Consider the following 17151-nt stretch of genomic DNA (forward strand, 5'->3'; position numbering starts at 1 on the left):
ATGAACTGCCGATTCACCAACTTTGTGACGCCAGTCACAAATGAGACACCTGCGTGTCGGAGTCGGGCAAAAACGCGGCGTCGCTCCCTCCCGGCCAACACGCCCCGATGCAGCCTCCCGGACACGCATCCAGTCGAAGAATGCCGCCGGACGCCCCCGGCCGATACGCAATCCCGCAACCTCGCGGAGGCGTGTTCGATGCTGCGGCGCAGGGCGTTCCGCGATCCACCGACGCAAACACGATCGGTTGCGGCGCCCGTGAGCTTGACATTGTCATTGTGACAAGGTCTTCACTGGCCGTCGGAGGTGGTCCCGATGAACTCGACACACAGGAATCCACAAGGCGCACGACTGCTCGACGCATTGGCCGCCGCGAACTCGTCGACGCGGCTCGCGGCGGCCTTGGCAGCAGGCACGCATCCCGAGCCCGGTTTCGTCGACGCGCTGGTAGCACGGTGCGCGATCGAGCCGGACTTCTTCGTGCGCGATATGCTCACGTGGGCGCTGACCCGGCTCCCGTCGGAGATCACGGTTCCGAAGCTCCGCGCGGAACTTTCTTCCGAACGCGCACAGGCCCGCAGCCAGGCGTTGCACACGCTGTCCAAGATCGGGGACCCGAACGCGTGGCCCGCGATCACTCAGTCCTTGCTGCACGACGCCGACGACGAGGTCGCGAGGAGTGCGTGGCGCGCTGCCGTCGTCCTCGTACCCGACGGGGAGAAGGAAGGTCTGGCCATGGAACTGGCCACGCAATTCGGCCGCGGTGACCGGGAGGTACGGCTGAGTCTGAGCCGTGCCCTCGTCGCGCTCGGCGACGTGATCGAGCCGGTCCTGCGAACCGCGATGACAAGTAACGACCCGGTGCAGCGTGCCCATGCAAGCGCTACCGAGCGGCTGCTGCGCGACCCGGATTCCGGTTTCGACCTCGCTGTCGATGCGGCGAGACGCGTCGTCGCGCTCGGTCCGGACCGGGAGGAGGCAACCGCGTGCTGATCGGTGAGGTGGCGCGCCGATCGGGTGTGAGTGCCCGGATGCTCAGGCACTACGACCTTCTCGGCCTGGTACGACCGACAGGCCGCACCGTGGGCGGCTACCGGGAATACTCCCCCGACGATATCCGGCGGATCTTCCATGTAGAGGGGCTGCGGTCCCTGGGACTGTCACTGAGCCAGATCGGACGCGCTCTCGACGATCCAGGATTCACCCCGTCCGCACTGGTCGGCGACCTCATCCGAAAGACCGAGGAACGACTGAACCGGGAGCGGGAGCTGCTCGAGCGTCTGCGTGCGGTCGATGCGGCCGAACCCTCCGGCTGGCAGGACGCCCTGCGCCTCGTCGAGCTCCTGCACGGTCTCGGTTCACCGAGTGCCGCCAGGCGGCAGCAGGCCATCCTGTCCCCGGCCGAGGACGTGTCGGTACCCGCCGAGCTGCTGGCCGAAGCGATCCTCACCGAATCCGATCCGAACGTCGCCGGGGCCCTCCGGTGGGCCCTCGCACGGGCCGACAGTTCCGCTGTGGCGAGCCTGGCCTCCGGCATGGGCTCGGCGAACGTCGACGTCCGGCGGCGCGCGGTCCTCGCGCTCGCGGAGCTATCCGGCGCCGAGGCGACGGCGATCCTCACCGACGCGCTCGCGGACGCCGACCCGGCCATCCGCAGACGCGCTGCGCTGACACTGGGCGCGCGGGGCATGACCTGCGCCGTGCCGACGCTCGTCGACACGGTGGTCGAGGGCCCGAACGACGTCGAGGCGGCCGAGATCCTGGGCACCCTGGCACGGGACGCCGAGTGGGCAGACCGGATCATGAGTGCGCTGGCCGACCGACTCGCCGCACACACAGCGGACTCTGGGGTGCGGATTCGACTGACCCAGGCACTTGCCGAGATGCCGGGGACCATTGCGCTGGAAGTCCTGCGGCAACTGGTCCACGACGATGATCGGGCCGTGGCCCGCATCGCCTCGGCCCTCGTTGACATGCTCGAAGGCCGGCCGGACGAGGAAACCCGAGACGCCGCGGGTCGGTAACCACGTATCGGCCTACGCGGTGTCCCACGGAGACCAGCGCGGACGCGTTGCACCGCCGCCCTTGTCTCCGAGGCGGGGCGACCCTCTGGCACAAGACAAGCCGCTGACCGTCACCGCCCGACACGCAACACCGCAGCCTCACTTACATGCGTTCGGTTCGCAGCTGGACACCACCCGACTGATACGAAATGCGCGCGACAATCCGATCCGCAGAACGCGGCGATGAGTCTGCCGACGTCCAGCGCGTATGCCGCTCTACAGTGGCGTCACATACGCACCCGCGATGCCGCCGTCGACCAGGAACTGGGAGGCGGTGATGAACGAGGAATCGTCGCTGGCCAGAAACGCGACGGCCGCGGCGATTTCCTCGGGTTCCGCGAACCGCCCGAGCGGCACGTGCACCAGGCGGCGGGCAGCCCGCTCCGGGTCCTTGGCGAACAACTCACGCAGCAGGGGTGTGTTCACCGGACCGGGACACAGGGCGTTGACCCGAATGCCATTGCGGGCGAATTGGACTCCGAGTTCCCGGCTCATGGCCAGCACCCCGCCTTTGGAAGCGGTGTAGGAAATCTGCGAGGTCGCCGCGCCCAGCACCGCGACGAACGACGCGGTGTTGATCACCGAACCCTTACCGCGCTCCAGCATGTGCCCGATCGCGTACTTGCTGCACAGGTACACCGAGGTCAGATTGACCTCTTGCACGCGGCGCCAGGCGTCGATGCCGGTGGTGAGGATCGAGTCGTCCTCCGGAGGCGAGATGCCCGCGTTGTTGAACGCGATGTCCAACCCGCCGTAGGTGTCCACCGCGGTCTGGAACAGCGCCTCGACTCGAGCTTCGTCCGTCACGTCCACCTGGACGTACCGTCCGGCGACCTCCTCGGCCGCCGCTTTACCGGTCTCGGCGTCGATGTCGGCGACGACCACCTTCGCCCCCTCCGCCGCGAAACGACGGACCGTGGCCAGACCGATACCGCTCCCGCCGCCGGTGACGACGGCGACTCGATCCTGTAAGCGCTGCAACGTATCTCCTGTCGGAAGTGCTGGATCACTGGGTGGCGAGGAAGACGTTCTTGGTCTCGGTGAACGCCAGCGCGGCGTCCGGCCCGAGTTCACGCCCCAGCCCGGACTGCTTGAAACCGCCGAACGGCGTCCAATACCGCACGGACGAATGCGAGTTCACCGACAGGTTGCCCGCCTCCACACCGCGCGCCACCCGCAAAGCCCGGCCCACGTCACTGGTCCAGATCGACCCGGACAGGCCGTAGTCGGTGTCGTTGGCGATCCGCAGCGCGTCGGCCTCGTCTTCGAACGGGAGCACCGCGACCACCGGGCCGAACACCTCCTCGGTGAGCACCCGGTCGGTGGGCGCGCCGGGCAGCACCACCGTCGGCGGATACCAGAATCCAGGGCCGCCTGGCGCGTTCCCGGTGAACGCCACCTTGGTCGACGGTTGCACGAACTCGGCGACGCGCTCGCGGTGCGCGGCCGAGATCAGCGGGCCCATCTCGGTGGACTCGTCGGACGGATCGCCGACCCGCACGCCACGCACCGCGGGTTCCAGCAATTCGAGGAACCGGTCGAACACACTGCGCTGCACCAGGATTCGAGAGCGTGCGCAACAGTCCTGCCCGGCGTTGTCGAAGACTCCGTACGGCGCCGTCGCCGCCGCCCGCTCCAGGTCGGCGTCGGCGAACACGATGTTCGCGCTCTTGCCGCCGAGTTCCAGCGTCACCCGCTTCACCTGGTGCGCGCAGCCCGCCATGATCTGCTTGCCCACCTCGGTGGAGCCGGTGAACACCACCTTGCGTACCGCGGGATGGGTGACGAACCGCTGCCCCACCACCGAGCCCTTGCCGGGCAGCACCTGGAACACGCCCTCGGGCAGTCCCGCCTGCAGCGCGAGCTCCCCGAGCCGCAGTGCGGTCAGCGGCGTCAGCTCGGCGGGTTTCAGCACGACCGTGTTGCCCGCCGCGAGCGCGGGCGCGAACCCCCACGCGGCGATCGGCATCGGGAAGTTCCACGGCACGATCACTCCGACCACGCCGAGCGGTTCGTGGAAGGTGATGTCGACCCCACCCGCGACCGGGATCTGATTGCCGAGCAATCGTTCCGGCATCCCGGCGGCGTAGTGCAGCACGTCGCGGACGTTGCCAGCCTCCCAGCGCGCGTTGCCGATGGTGTGCCCGGCGTTCGCGACCTCGAGCCCGGCGAGGTGCTCGAGGTCCGCGTCGACCGCTTCGGCGAACCGGCGCAGCAGCCGGGCCCGATCGCCCGGCGCCACCTCGCGCCACGCGACCGAAGCACGCTGAGCCGCGGCGATGGCCGCGTCGGTCTCCACTTCGCTGAGCAGCTCGACGGACGTGACGACTTGTTCCGTCGCCGGGTTGACCACGTGCGCTGTCGTCATGAGTCGCGCTCCCTTCGGTAGGTGTCCGCCGCCTCGACCAGTGCCCGGATCAACCGGCGATCGGTGGCGTCGGCCTCCGGATGCCATTGCACACCCACCAGGAACGATCCGTCGGACGCCTCCACAGCTTCGATCGTGCCGTCGGCGGCGTGGGCGGTGGCGGTCAGGCTGTCCGCGAGCCGGTCCACGGCCTGATGGTGGTGGCAGGAGACCTTCACCTCCGGACCGGCGAGTTCCGCGACCCGGCTGCCCGCTGCGGTCAGCACACGCGTGGTGGTGAACCCGCCCGCGACGCCGGAATGCTCCTCGTGGCCGACGACGTCGGGCAGATGGGGAATCAAGGTGCCGCCAAGTGCCACGTTCGCCAGCTGCAGCCCGCGGCACACCGCGAGAATCGGCATGTCCGCAGCTCTGGCCAGCGCGAACAGGCCGAACTCCGATTCGTCACGATCCGGCCTGGTGTAGCCGGGAACCCCCGCCGATGACTCACCGTAGCGGGCGGGATCGATATCGGCGCCGCCGGTGAGCAGCAACCCGTCGAGCCGCCGCACCAGCTCGGGACGCGCTTCCCCTGCGGGCGGCAGCAACACCGGGATGCCACCCGCGGCCACCACCATGTCGACGTAGGCGTGCGGCAGCACCGCGCTGGGCAGATCCCACGCGTTGAAGCGGGTTTGCTCCACGTAGGTGGGCAAGCCGATCACGGGACGGGCTCCCGCGACCTCAGAGTCGTTCGAAACCACGGATACGCTCCCAGTCGGTGACCGCAGCGTCGTAGGCGTCCAGCTCCACCCTGGCCGCGTTGCGGTAATGCTCCACTACATCATCACCGAACGCCGCGCGCGCCACCGTGCTGTCCCCGAACAGCTGAGCCGCCTCGCGCAGCGTGTGGGGCACGCGCGGGCGCTCCGAGCGGTAGGCGTTGCCGTGGAATTCCGGCTCCAGCGGAAGGCGCCGATCGATGCCGTGCAGGCCCGCCGCGATGAGCGCGGCGACGGCGAGATACGGGTTCACGTCACCGCCCGGCACGCGATTCTCCAACCGCAGCGAGTGCTCCTCGCCCACCACGCGGATCGCGCAGGTCCGGTTGTCCCGGCCCCACGCGATCGCGGTGGGCGCGAAGCTGCCCGCCACGAATCGCTTGTAGGAGTTGATGTTCGGGGCCAGCAGGTAGGTGAACTCGCGCAGGCAGTCCAGCTGGCCCGCGATGAACTGCCGCATCAGCGCCGACGTTCCGTCGGCTCCGTCGCCCGCGAACACCGGCTCACCTGCCTCGGTTCGCAAGCTCAGGTGGATGTGGCACGAATTACCCTCGCGCTCATTGTATTTCGCCATGAACGTGAGGCTGCGCCCCTCCTGCGCCGCGATCTCCTTCGCACCGGTCTTGTAGATGCTGTGGTTGTCGCAGGTGACCAGGGCTTCGTCGTACCGGAACGCGATCTCGTGCTGGCCGGGATTGCATTCGCCCTTGGCCGACTCGACGTACAGCCCCGCCCCGTCCATCTCCTTCCGGATGCGCCGCAGCAGCGGCTCGATCCGCCCGGTGCCGAGCATCGAGTAGTCGACGTTGTACTGGTTGGCCGGTGTCAGCCCGCGGTACCCGGCGTTCCAGGCCGCCTCGTAGCTGTCGTCGAACACCAGGAATTCGAGTTCGGTCCCGACGAACGCGCGCAGTCCACGCTCGGCCAGCCGGTCCAGCTGCTTGCGCAGCACCTGGCGCGGCGAGGCGGCGACCGGCCGCCCCTGCGGCACCACGTGCTCCACGTCGCACAGCACCAGCGCCGTGCCCGGCCACCACGGCACCATCCGCAGCGTGCGCAGGTCCGGCCGGAGCACGACGTCCCCGTAGCCGGTCTCCCAGGACGAGAGGGCGTAGCCGTCGACCGTCGCCATGTCCACGTCCACCGCGAGCAGGTAACCGCACGCCTCGGTCGCGTGCTGGAGCACCTCGTCCAGGAAATAGCGTGCCGCGCAGCGCTTCCCCTGCAGCCTGCCTTGCATGTCGGTCATCGCGACGAGCACGGTGTCGATCTCCCCCGTGTCGACATGGTCCCGCAACTGCGCCACACTCAGCATCCCGCTACGCATCCACGACCCCTCTCGGCACCAACCGTGCTCACGCTAGAGCAAAACGGACACGTTCGTGACCCGACACACGAATCTTCCGATCGTGGCTGTTCAGCGTCGAGATGCGTGGTGGGCGCAGGTCAGGACAGCGGGCTGCGCAGTGCCGCGGGAAGCAGGGACAGGCGGCGCGGACGGACAGGCGGCGCCGCGGGCGGGCGCTCCGCGCGGATGGGCAGGCCGAGCCACATCCGGACCAGCAGGCCGGCGAAGCGCAGGTGACCGGTCAACCACGGTCCGGCGAAGGTGAGCGACCAGACGGTCTCGGTGCCCGCGGGAGGCAGATCGTGGTCGGCGAAGCGCGCCGCGATCCAGTCGACCATCACCGGCAGCGCCTGGAATTGCAGCAGCAGGTGGGTGCTGAGCCGATCGCGCAGGTAGCGCACGTGGACGCCCGCTTCGGCATAGCGCGCCACCTGGCCGTCGACGTCCTCCACCGCGATCACCTCGTCGTTCACGCCCTGCAGCACGAACACGGGTATGGCAGGGGCGCGACGGCCGGGATGGATGTCGTCGAGAATGCGCCGCAACCCGGGCTGGGCAAGCATGTCGGCGAGGCTCTTCCCGCTGTGCTTTTCGACGTCGCGCCGGGCGAAGCGGTAGAGCAGCGGGAAGGTCGCGGACTTCTCGGCCTGGGCCATCCAGCCGAGGTACCTCGCGTCCAGGTGTGCGGTCAGCAGGCGGTCCAGTTCCGGATACCCGCGCCGCAGTCCCGCGGTGAAAACGGCAGCGAACCCGGCGAACAGCGTGCCGTTGAGCCGGACGAACGCGGCGGCCGGGTCGCCGACCGGCGATCCGGCGACCGCGCCGACGATGTTCAGCTCGGGTGCGTATTCGCCTGCCATCTCCGCGGCCCAGGTGGTAGCCAATCCCCCGCCCGAATATCCCCACAGCGCAACGGATGTCGTCGAGTCCAGCCCGAGCGGGGCGAAGGCGAGAGCCGCGCGGACCGCGTCGAGCGCGCGATACCCCGGCTCCCTGGCGACGCCGAAACGGCCCGCGTTTCCGCCGTGATCCGGGACCGACACCGCCCAGCCTCGCGCCAGCGCACTGACGATCAGCGGCAGCTCGAGCTGCGGAATCGACCCCGGCGCCCGCGCACCGCGCCGCAGGGCATAGGAAGGAGAGCATTTCGAGGCGACCGCGTCGATCGCGCACTGGAAGGAGACCAGCGGCCGCGGTTCGGTGGGATCCGCGCCCCACGGCAGCAGCACGGTTGTCACCGCGACCTCGGGAACGCCGTCGAGATCACAGGTGCGATAGAGCAGCTGCCACGCCGAAATACGCTGGCGCACCAGGCCGAAGAATCCGATCTCCACTTCGCGCGAGCGGACGATGGCGCCGGGGCGCAATCGTCCGACCGCGGGTGGCGGCGTGTAGAACGGATCGTCTTCGGGCAGGATCGGCCGATGCGAGAATGCCGCCGGATCCGGCGACACCGCACTCGCATCCCACTCGGGCTCCACACTCATCAGGTTCGTCCTTTCCGACGGCGCCGCCGTGGTTTCCGGCATCGCCGCGCCGATAGTCGCGGCGGATGCCCGCACTCCACTCAACCAATGCGGCGGCCGGAAAAGAATTGTCCGTGGTGCCAATTAGCCGGTCGTGGTTTCTCCTGTCGATGCAGTGACAGGAGAACTCACAGGCTGCCGTTGCCGCCGACCATCCACGGATTGAAGGTGCATTCCAGCGCCGGGTGCGCGACCGGATCGAGCGCGCGCAAAACGATGGACACCGAACGCGGGGAGTACATGATCGTCAAATGGTCGGACATATCCTGCTCGCATCCTTCTTGCAGCGTGATGTTGTCCACCGTCGCGCCGGAGCCCGCCTGCAGGAAAGCCCAGTGGTAGGGGTTGGCGATCTCGTCGTGCCGGGAGGCGACCGACGTGTAGGCCACCCCGGGCACCGTGTCGCCCTGCGCGTTCAGCTTGGCGTAGAACGGCGAGCCCACCGCCTGTTGGACATTCGACATGCCGATCAAGGGTTCGGAGAAGCCGAGGATGTCGACGCCCAGGTTGTTGATGGTCCGTCCGAGCGTCGCCATGCCCAGCAGGGAGGTGCCGTGATGCGTGGCGCCGAAGCTGATCAGCTTGCCTACCTTGCCCTCGCCGCCGTCGAATTTCAGATAGTGGTTGGCGACCGTGCCGCCTTGGGAATGCCCGACGATGTCGACGGCCTGCGCGCCCGTCGCGGCCAGCACGCGGTCGACGAAATCGCGCAGCTGACGCGACGATTCCTCCATCGGACCGACGCCGTGGCGGCCGGGCATGATCGTGCCGAGCCCGCCGCCTTCCAGAAGACCGGAGCGCCCGAAGTTGAACGCGAACACGCAGTAACCGGCGCGCGCCAGGCGCGGCGAAAGGTAGGCGAAGCTGTCGTAGGCGTTCAGCCAGGTGGCGTGCATCAGCACCACCGGCCGCGGGTGTTCGGCCGTCGGCGTGCAGTTCCAGCGATTCGCGCCGGGCGGCGCGGCGTCGGGATGGGTCAGGCCGTAGGCGAACGCGGCCAGATACGCCGTCATCTCCGGTCCCTCCCCCACCGTGTCGGAAGCCACGCTGGTCGCCCACCCCGAGGAGCTGCCGGAATCCACGATCGCCCGCGGCTGTCTGCCATCGGGAGCCGGGGCCAGGCCCGCGTCGATGTACTCCGCGAGCTGCTGCTGGGTCGGTTCGATCTGCTCCTGCGCGTGCGCCACCCCCGTACCGAGGGCCGTCGCGATGGTCATGCCCGCGATCACCGTGGCCCCCGCAATTGCCCGCCGAGCGTTGTGCCTCATTGCCAACATCCGATTCACTTCCATTCACGCCGAAGATGCGCGGCCCGGCGCCGAATAGACCACCGCCCCACCATGTTCGCCACGCCACATTCGCCCGGCGATGTGATCGAGACCATATTCACGAGCCGCGGTCCGAATCTATGGCGAGGCCCGGCGCGGTGTCACTGCACCGCGAGGAGAAGATTCCGACCGGAAATTGGTGCCGGAGCCAAAATTCGGGGGCTGCCCCGCAGAACCTTGCCGCGGGTTCTGTGGTCGGAAACAATCGGCCCATGTCCGTCGCGTTGTCCCCGGTTACCGGTGATGCCCCTTTGGTTGCCCGGCTGCTCACCCGCTGGCCGCAAATCGCCGAGCGAATGTTCGCCGCGGGGCTCGGCACCACCCCGCCGGCCGCCGATATGCCGGAGGGACATTTCACCGCCGAGGTGCTGCCCGCCATCTACGCCTGCGGCCGCGCGGTGCTCCAGGCGATCGGCGAACAGCGCAGCTTCACCAAGACCGAGGTCGCGACGTTCGTCGCCCCGGTGGCCGAGCGGCATGCCGAGGACCGGTTTCCGCTGCCCATCCTGATCGAGGCCATTCACGGTTCCGCGCAGTCGGTGCTGCAAGAGGCCGCGGCCGTGGCCTCCCGCGAGGAGCTCGACGACCTCGTGCTCATCGGCAGCCGCCTGCTCGATCTGCTGATGCAGATCAACATCACCGTCGTGGAGACCTACACCGAGGTCGAGCAGTCCATCTACAACGCCGAGCGGGAAGCGCGGCGCGCGCTGTGCTCGGCGCTGCTGCACGGGCTGCCCGCCTCGGAACTGGCGGCACGAGCGGACACCACCCTGGCCGAGCACTACACCGTGCTCGCGATCCACGTCCGGCACGACGACCAGCCGAGCACCGTCGCGACGCTCGTCGGCCGCCGCCGCATCCGCATCCTGCACCGCGCGCTGGACGCCCTCGCAGGCACGACGACGCTGGCCACCTTCGACGGCTGGACGGGTATCGCGTTGCTACCCAGCGCCCCCGAGGCCGAGCTCGACGACACTCGCTACGCGCGGCTGGCCGCGGAGCTGACCGAACAGTTCGGCGTGCCGGTGTTCCTCGCCGAATATCCCTCCGTGCCGATGCCCGCCATTCCGCAGACCGCGAAGGAAGCCACCGACCTCGCCGAACTCGCCCGGCTGCTCGGCAGGCCCGCGGGTGTGTACCAGCTCGACGATCTGCTGCTGGAATACCAGCTCACCAGACCGGGCACTGCCCGCGCCCGGCTTGCCGAGCGCATCGCGCCGATCCTGGACAGCCCGCACCTGATCGAAGCGCTCGACGCGCACCTGCGCCACGGCTCCGACCGCAAGGCCGCCGCCGCCGAGATCCACGTGCATCCCAACACCTTCAGCTACCGCCTGCGCCGCGTCGCCGAACTCACCGGCGTCGATCCCACCGATCCGCGCGACTCGCGGTTGCTGGCCGCCGCGCTGACGATCCAGCGCCTGTATCCGGGCCAGTCGACCGGCTCCGGCCAGAGTTAGCGCGCGGAAACTCACTCGCATATCGGATCCGGCGTCGATACCGTCCGTCCGCATGGAGGACGAGTCTGTTGGGCGGTACTTGCTGACCGGACGGTCGCTGAGCGAATACCGCGCCATGTTCGCGCTCACCGACGCCGACCTGCGGGGACGAATTCTCGACTGTCCCGGCGGAGCCGCGAGCTTCGCGGCGGAAACGGCCGCACTCGGCGCCGAGGTGGTCGCGGTCGATCCCGTCTACCGCATGCCCGCCGCGGAGCTGGCCGCGCTGGCGTCCGCCGAATTGGACCGCAACGCGGCGTGGACGACCGCCTCCGCCCACCGTTTCGTCTGGACGTTCTACGGCGATCCGGAAGGCCATCGGCGGTTGCGGCGAACCGCGGCGCGGCTGTTCGCCGAGGATCTGGTTGCCAACCCAGGGCGCTACCGGTTCGGCGTGCTGCCCGCCGACTTTCCCGACCATGCGTTCGACCTGGTGCTGAGCTCACATCTGCTGTTCACCTACGCCGACCGGCTGGACTTCGACTTCCACCTGGCGGCGCTGCGTGAACTGGTGCGGCTAGCCCGCCGCGAGGTCCGGGTGTTCCCGCTGGTCGACCACGCGGGCGAGCGGCTGGACGACCTGCTCGCCCGTCTTCGGGACGCCTTGTCCGCCGCGGGAATTCGATCGGACGTCACGCCGGTCGACTTCGAGTTCCAGCGCGGGTCCACCTCGATGCTGCGGCTGACAGCCCCCTGAGCGGCCGCGCTTCACGCTGCCGGTATCCATCTCGGTATCCGGATTCGGCTCGATAATTTGAATTGCGAATTGCGGACGCACCGCGTGAATATGGCGATCAGCAATGTCGCTATGAAATAGCCCGGCGCCTACCGCATTGCACGGTAGGCGCCGGATCACGCATCAGAGGTAGGCGCCGCACACGGGCCAAGCGCCCGGGCCCTGGGTGGCGAGCACGTTCTCCGCGACGCGGATCTGCTCAGCCTTGCTCGCGTTGGACGGGCGGCCGGAGCCACCATTGGCCTCCCAGGTGCTCTGGGTGAACTGCAGACCACCGGAGAAACCGTTACCGGTGTCGGTGCTCCAGTTGCCACTGCTCTCGCACTGCGCGACAGCATCCCAGTTGTGGGCCGACGCGGTGGCGGTGGACAGTCCGAACGGAACGGCGGCGAGGGCGCCGAGAGCCGCGGTGAAGCCGAGGACACGAGTGGTGAATTTACGGTTTTGCGACATGTGGATTCCCGCCTGCGCCCACCGACTCGGCGAAGTTCGCCGCGTCCCTGTCCCCAGGTGATGTCGGGGATGCTCGAACCGCGGGACAGGGTTTCCGGCGTTCAGCGATTCGAGCTCGATCTCGGTGTTGCTCCGAGCCGTGACCGACGTTAGCGGAGAAGTCGCGACAGATCACGTGCAGATAACGTCCGAATAGCGTGAACCACTGGTCGAGACTAATAGCCATTCCCGCTGGTCGATTGCGGGAAACACGCCGATACGGATTGGCTGTTATCAGTCAGTTATGTGATGGAGATCACGGTTAAATCGTGAAACGGGTCGCATTTCCGCAGGTCGGAACGCCGCGGGTAGGCCGCGTCGCCGTTCGGCGCATGAGCTCGCGCTGGGTCACCAGCACTCGAAGGTTCGATTCGTTATCTCTACCGCCGAGTCCGGGATGGCCCTGTGACCACGCGTAGCAACCGCGCCATCTTGCTGGTCAGCGCGGGCTCACCGGTGCCTGACGTTCGGTTCGTTACCTAGGGGCGGTCCGGGCGACGGCCCCGTGACCACCACTGCAGCCTGCGCAACCCCGCTGGTCAGCGCGGACGTCCCCGCCGCCTGACGTTCGATCATTACCTGCGCGGCCGTTACCTGCGCGGCGGTCCCGGGGGACGGCCCGTGAACACCACCGCAGCCGACGCAACCTCGCCGGTCAGCGCTGGAGTCACCGGAGGTTCGACTCGTTATCTGCGCCGCCGCTTCGGGTACACACCGCCGGGCGACCTCCTACCGCAGCCTGCGCCACGGTGCGGGCACAACCAGCCACGTCGTGTGTCGACCGGACTGGCAGCGACCCTCTCGACGGCGTCGGCGCGGGCTACTTCCCGTGCGCCCGCAACTGATAGAGCCCCTCGGTCTCCGCGACCACCACGCCGTCGGCGTCGGTGACCACCGCCCGCAAAGTGAAGTCGGCTTTGCCGTTCGCGGTGGCCTCGGCGGTGATGCGCGCGATCTCGTCCTCCGCCAGCGTCGCCTCCGCGCGGACGTCGGTCTTGGCCGGCTTGCGGAAGAAGATGTGCAGGTCTTTCACCAGCGGATAGAACGCCGCATTATCGAAGGTGGCGACGGCGATCGCGCCGCCGAGAATCTCCGCGACGGCGAACAGCGCGCCCGCGTACATCGCGCCGAAATGGTTGCCGTTGCCTTCGGCGGGCACCGAGGTCGCCGCGAAACCGCGTCGCACCTCGACTGCCTGGACGCCCATCTTGTGCGCGATCGGGATGGTGAATTCCAATGCCCCGTTGACGATGTCCTTGAACGGAGGAGTATCGACGTCGCTCATCCGCGCGACCATCCCTTCACCCGGAGGTGGCCAGCACCTCGTTGTCTCTGCCACGGCCACCTCGGTGGACCTCAGCGAAGCGTAGGCGCTCGGCGGCCGCGTCGACAGAGTATTGGCATACTGCCAACACGCGCTACCGGAACAGGTCGGCGCGACCACCGAGGTGCGCGCCCCGTCGGTCTCGTCACCTCAGCGCGAGGCGGGAACCAGTTCCCGGGTGATGGCGGTGACGAAATCGGGCAGGTCGCCCGGATTGCGCGAGGTGAGCAGCGTCCAACCGTCCTCGGCGGAGCGGACCGCCGGTTCGTCGACCCACGCGCCGCCGGCGTTGACGAGATCGGCGCGCAAGGAGAAGTACGAGGTCAGCGTCTTGCCGCGAACCAGGTCTGCATTCACGAGCAGCCAGGGGCCGTGACAGATCGCGGCGATCGTCTTACCCGCGCTCGCGAACTCCTTGGCCAGCTCGACCGCCCGGTCGGTGACGCGCAGCCGGTCGGTGTTCACCGTGCCGCCGGGCACCACGAGCACGTCGAAGTCGTCGACGGAGACCTCGTGCAGCGACGAGTCCGGTTGCACGACCGCGTCTTTGTCCACGTCGTGCCGGAACGTCTGCACCTGTTCGCGCTTGGGCGCGGCGTGGGTGACCCGCGCGCCTCGCTCGCGTAACTCATCGCGCGGCACCAGCAGTTCGTCTCGCTCCACCCCCATGTTCGAGGTGATGATCAGGACCCTCGTGCCGTCGAGCTGATCGGTCATGAGCGACTCCTTTGATCGGAAATGGTCCCGATTCGGACATGCCGCTCGAGGCCCCGGCTAAACCTCGCCGGACGCGGAAGACGTGGCGGCGCCTGGCGGCAACAGCGTCTCGGAGAGATGTTCCTGCGCCAGGCGGCGCAGCGCCACGAGCAGGGTGTCGCCGAGGATCGTTCCGACGATCGCGGTTTCGGCCATCCGCTCGAGGCCGCGTTCGTTGCCGACCAAGGCCATGTCGGTGGCGGCGATGACTTCGCTGGCACCCGCGTAGGCGTCCATCGCCTCGACCACGTCAACGTGGCCGAGCAGGCGCAACGCGGCGCACACGTCGACGAGGGTGCCGCGTGCGGGGCTGTCTTCGTGGATCCGCCAGCCTCGCCGGTCGAGCAGGGCGGCGACGTCTCGGGCGGCCGCCTCCCGCTGCTCGTCACCAACCGGCGACCTGCGCCCGCCCAGCGCGTACTGCACGCGGCCGAGTAAGGCGCGCGTGGACAGGCTGCCGCTGTCGAGCACCGCGAGCAATTCCTTGGCCGCCTCGATGGACAGGCCACCGATATCGAGCAGCGCCCGGATCAGCCGCAGGCGGCTGACGTGGTCGTCGCCGTATTCCGCCTGGTTGCGATGGGTTCGCAGGCCCGAAGGTAACAGCCCCTCACGCACGTAGTACTTGATCGTCGCGGGAGAAACGCCGCAGACGCGGCTGAGTTCGGCGATCCGCATCAGACTTCCTCGGTCTCGGTCACACGTATTGACAGTGGAGAGTACAGCTATCCATAATCTGTACTGATAGTACAACTATCGATAGTATAAGTTCCGAAAGGCTGAGACTCGTGACCGCCCTCTTCCAGCGCTATCCCGCTCTGTCCTGGCATCGCCCGCTGATGCTGCTGGCCGTCGCGATGGCGTTGCTCGTCGTCTGGTCGATCGCGGGCACGGTGCTCGACGATCGCACCCTCACCGGGCTGCCGATCTGGGCCAAATCCGCCAAGTTCGCCCTATCCGTGCTGATCTACGCCGTCACCTGGGCATGGTTGATCGCGCAGCTCACCCGCTGGCGCCGGATCGCGTGGTGGGCGGGCACCATCGCCGCGCTCGGCCTCGCGCTGGAGTTGGTCGTCATCGTGACCCAGATCGTGCGGGGCACCACCAGTCACTTCAATTTCACGACGCCGTTGAACGCGGCGCTCTGGTCGGCGATGGGCTCGTCGATCGTGGTGGTCTGGATCGCCACGCTGGTCGTCTCGATCGTGCTGTTCGTCAATCCGACGGCCGACCACGCGCGTAATGCGGCGATCCGGTGCGGCACCGTGCTGGCGCTCGCAGGCGCGGCGCTGGGCTTCTTGATGCTTCGGGAAACGCCGGAACAGCGGGACGCGGGCAGCTCGATCAGCGGGGCCCACACCGTCGGACTCTCCGATGGCGGACCAGGGTTGCCGATTCTCGGCTGGAGTACCGCCGGAGGCGATCTGCGGATACCGCATTTCATCGGAATGCACGCGTTGCAGGTGATTCCCCTGGTTCTGCTAGCGATAGAACTGGCGGCGCGACGGATTCCGGCACTGCGATCAGTAGAGACCAGAAGAACGCTCGTCAAGATCGCGGCGGCCGCCTACGGCGCCGTGCTGGCCGCGCTTACCTGGCAGGCGTTGCGGGGGCAGTCGGTGGTGCATCCCGATGCGGCGACGCTGGTGGCCTTCGGTGTGATCATCGTTGCCGCCGCGGGTTCGACGGCTGCGGTACTGCGGCCGAAGCCGGTAGTTGCGGAACGCGTCCCGGTAGGGACCAGCCGATGACGAACCTTCTTTTCGACCTCACCTTCTGGTTCGCCGCACCGTTCTGGGCGCTGATGATCCTGGCGCCGAGATGGGAGCGGACCAGCGCCGTGGTCGCGTCACCGCTCATCTGCCTGCCACCGCTGATCATCTACGCGGCACTGGTCGTCCCCGAGTTCGGTCCGTTCGCCAGTGTCCTGGTCAACCCGAATCTGCCCGGGCTGCAAGACATCCTGGGCGACGGCCCGGGCGCGGCGGCGGCCTGGGCACACTTCGTGGGATTCGATCTGTTCCTCGGGCGATGGATCTTCCTCGACAGCCGCACTCGCGGTCTGCCGCCACTACTGATCAGCCCCCTGCTGGTGCTCACCATCCTGTTCGCGCCGATCGGCGTCCTGCTCTACCTGCTCATCCAGCTCACCAAAGCTCCGGCGCCCAACCGGTCCGTCCCCATGGAGGCATGATGGAAACCCTGCTCGTTCTACTGACCACGCTGCTCGTGCTGCGCGCGGCGGGCGCACTCGGCGCTCGCCGGTTCACCAACTGGCCCACTTGCGCCGCCTTCGCCCTCGGCGTGATGCTGATCATGACCGGGACCACGCATTTCCTTCCTGAGGCATTCGCGGACTCCCCTGCGCCCACGCACGCGGACTTCATCCCCATGGTGCCGCCGTTCGTGCCGCTCCCCAGCCTGATGATCTATCTGACCGGGGTCTTGGAACTGCTCGGCGCGCTGGGACTGTTCCGCACCAAGACCCGCCGCCCCGCCGGGGTCGGGCTGGTTGCGCTGTTCGTCGTGATGCTGCCCGCCAATGTCTACGCCGCCGTGTCCGACGTGCCGTTCAACGGCGCACCCGCGACACCGCTGTGGGTGCGGATCCCCGAGCAGGTGGTGTACATCGGCGTCGCCCTGTGGGCAGCCGGAGTGCTGCGGTTTCCGCGACGAGGTCGCACGAAAATCGCAAGAAACCACGTGACCACCTGACAACACGCAGGCGCAAGACCGCACCGAGGCCCGCTCAGCGGGTCTCGGTGCTTTCGGTCCGTCGTACTCGTCAACGGCCGGAAGCCATGAAAGTCGACCGCGCGCCTCGATTCCGGAGCCCCCGCAGCACGGGCAACAGCCGTGCGGAGTCCTCGAACGCCGGCCTGTCGCCAAGCCAGCGGTGACAGACCGCACACCCACCTGGACATCCCATACGGTATGGTATGGACATCGG

At 68.1% G+C, this 17151-nt stretch carries 16 protein-coding genes and 1 pseudogene; 7 read left to right on the forward strand and 10 right to left on the reverse strand.

Annotated elements, in window-relative coordinates; all coding sequences use genetic code 11:
- Positions 1 to 315: 315 nt before the first annotated feature.
- Together NA4_RS00320 and NA4_RS00325 are read left to right on the forward strand one after the other, a co-directional pair.
- Complete coding sequence (locus NA4_RS00320) at positions 316 to 993, forward strand: HEAT repeat domain-containing protein (protein WP_067462002.1); 678 nt, start codon at positions 316 to 318, stop codon at positions 991 to 993.
- Positions 987 to 2024 (forward strand): HEAT repeat domain-containing protein, encoded by a 1038-nt coding sequence (locus NA4_RS00325; RefSeq protein WP_067462005.1) that lies wholly within the window; start codon positions 987 to 989, stop codon positions 2022 to 2024. Before NA4_RS00320 ends, NA4_RS00325 begins: the two co-directional genes overlap by 7 nt.
- 255 nt (positions 2025 to 2279) lie before the next feature.
- Here NA4_RS00325 and NA4_RS00330 read toward each other — a convergent pair whose 3' ends face one another.
- The 6 genes from NA4_RS00330 to NA4_RS00355 all read right to left on the reverse strand — a co-directional run bounded on the left by NA4_RS00330 (position 2280) and on the right by NA4_RS00355 (position 9334).
- Positions 2280 to 3044 carry a 3-oxoacyl-ACP reductase gene (locus NA4_RS00330; RefSeq protein ID WP_067462007.1) on the reverse strand — a complete coding sequence of 255 codons (765 nt, stop codon included), beginning with the start codon at positions 3042 to 3044 and terminating at the stop codon, positions 2280 to 2282.
- A gap of 25 nt (positions 3045 to 3069) precedes the next feature.
- Positions 3070 to 4431, reverse strand: coding sequence for an aldehyde dehydrogenase family protein (locus NA4_RS00335; RefSeq protein WP_067462010.1), 1362 nt, complete (start codon positions 4429 to 4431; stop codon positions 3070 to 3072).
- Positions 4428 to 5174, reverse strand: a complete 747-nt coding sequence (locus NA4_RS00340) for a gamma-glutamyl-gamma-aminobutyrate hydrolase family protein (RefSeq protein WP_067462013.1) — start codon at positions 5172 to 5174, stop codon at positions 4428 to 4430. The genes NA4_RS00335 and NA4_RS00340 overlap by 4 nt, the downstream gene beginning before the upstream one ends.
- Entirely contained in the window at positions 5155 to 6519 is a 1365-nt protein-coding gene (locus tag NA4_RS00345; protein WP_084496631.1) for a glutamine synthetase family protein, read from the reverse strand. Before NA4_RS00345 ends, NA4_RS00340 begins: the two co-directional genes overlap by 20 nt.
- 119 nt (positions 6520 to 6638) lie before the next feature.
- Entirely contained in the window at positions 6639 to 8027 is a 1389-nt protein-coding gene (locus NA4_RS00350) for a lipase family protein (protein ID WP_084496665.1), read from the reverse strand.
- Between the two features lie 167 nt (positions 8028 to 8194).
- A complete protein-coding gene (locus NA4_RS00355) occupies positions 8195 to 9334 on the reverse strand; it encodes an esterase/lipase family protein (RefSeq protein ID WP_067462240.1) in 1140 nt (379 codons plus the stop codon).
- Between the two features lie 272 nt (positions 9335 to 9606).
- Here NA4_RS00355 and NA4_RS00360 point away from each other — a divergent pair, with 272 nt between their 5' ends.
- Positions 9607 to 10854 (forward strand): PucR family transcriptional regulator, encoded by a 1248-nt coding sequence (locus NA4_RS00360; protein WP_067462018.1) that lies wholly within the window; start codon positions 9607 to 9609, stop codon positions 10852 to 10854.
- A gap of 52 nt (positions 10855 to 10906) precedes the next feature.
- Complete coding sequence (locus tag NA4_RS00365; RefSeq protein WP_067462021.1) at positions 10907 to 11590, forward strand: class I SAM-dependent methyltransferase; 684 nt, start codon at positions 10907 to 10909, stop codon at positions 11588 to 11590.
- Positions 11591 to 11755: 165 nt separating this feature from the next.
- On the opposite strand, the pseudogene NA4_RS43185 reads toward NA4_RS00365, so the two are convergent.
- The 4 genes and pseudogenes from NA4_RS43185 to NA4_RS00385 form a co-directional block, all read right to left on the reverse strand.
- Positions 11756 to 12082, reverse strand: a pseudogene (locus tag NA4_RS43185) (transglycosylase family protein); the annotation flags it as partial.
- 859 nt (positions 12083 to 12941) lie between these two features.
- The gene (locus NA4_RS00375; protein ID WP_067462243.1) at positions 12942 to 13406 is read right to left on the reverse strand and encodes a PaaI family thioesterase; all 465 of its coding nucleotides are present in this window, start codon (positions 13404 to 13406) and stop codon (positions 12942 to 12944) included.
- A 189-nt stretch (positions 13407 to 13595) separates the two neighbouring features.
- Entirely contained in the window at positions 13596 to 14162 is a 567-nt protein-coding gene (locus NA4_RS00380; RefSeq protein ID WP_067462027.1) for a type 1 glutamine amidotransferase domain-containing protein, read from the reverse strand.
- Positions 14163 to 14219: 57 nt separating this feature from the next.
- Positions 14220 to 14879, reverse strand: a complete 660-nt coding sequence (locus tag NA4_RS00385) for a MerR family transcriptional regulator (RefSeq protein ID WP_067462030.1) — start codon at positions 14877 to 14879, stop codon at positions 14220 to 14222.
- 110 nt (positions 14880 to 14989) lie between these two features.
- Between NA4_RS00385 and NA4_RS00390 the strand changes: the two genes are divergently transcribed.
- The 3 genes from NA4_RS00390 to NA4_RS00400 are packed head-to-tail and all read left to right on the forward strand — an operon-like array spanning position 14990 to position 16916.
- Positions 14990 to 15952 (forward strand): hypothetical protein, encoded by a 963-nt coding sequence (locus tag NA4_RS00390; RefSeq protein WP_245671011.1) that lies wholly within the window; start codon positions 14990 to 14992, stop codon positions 15950 to 15952.
- Positions 15949 to 16395 (forward strand): ABA4-like family protein, encoded by a 447-nt coding sequence (locus tag NA4_RS00395; RefSeq protein WP_067462033.1) that lies wholly within the window; start codon positions 15949 to 15951, stop codon positions 16393 to 16395. The genes NA4_RS00390 and NA4_RS00395 overlap by 4 nt, the downstream gene beginning before the upstream one ends.
- Positions 16392 to 16916 carry a DoxX family protein gene (locus tag NA4_RS00400; protein ID WP_084496635.1) on the forward strand — a complete coding sequence of 175 codons (525 nt, stop codon included), beginning with the start codon at positions 16392 to 16394 and terminating at the stop codon, positions 16914 to 16916. Before NA4_RS00395 ends, NA4_RS00400 begins: the two co-directional genes overlap by 4 nt.
- Positions 16917 to 17151: the final 235 nt, after the last annotated feature.

The organism is Nocardia amamiensis NBRC 102102, assembly GCF_001612745.1.
Lineage (GTDB): Bacteria > Actinomycetota > Actinomycetes > Mycobacteriales > Mycobacteriaceae > Nocardia > Nocardia amamiensis.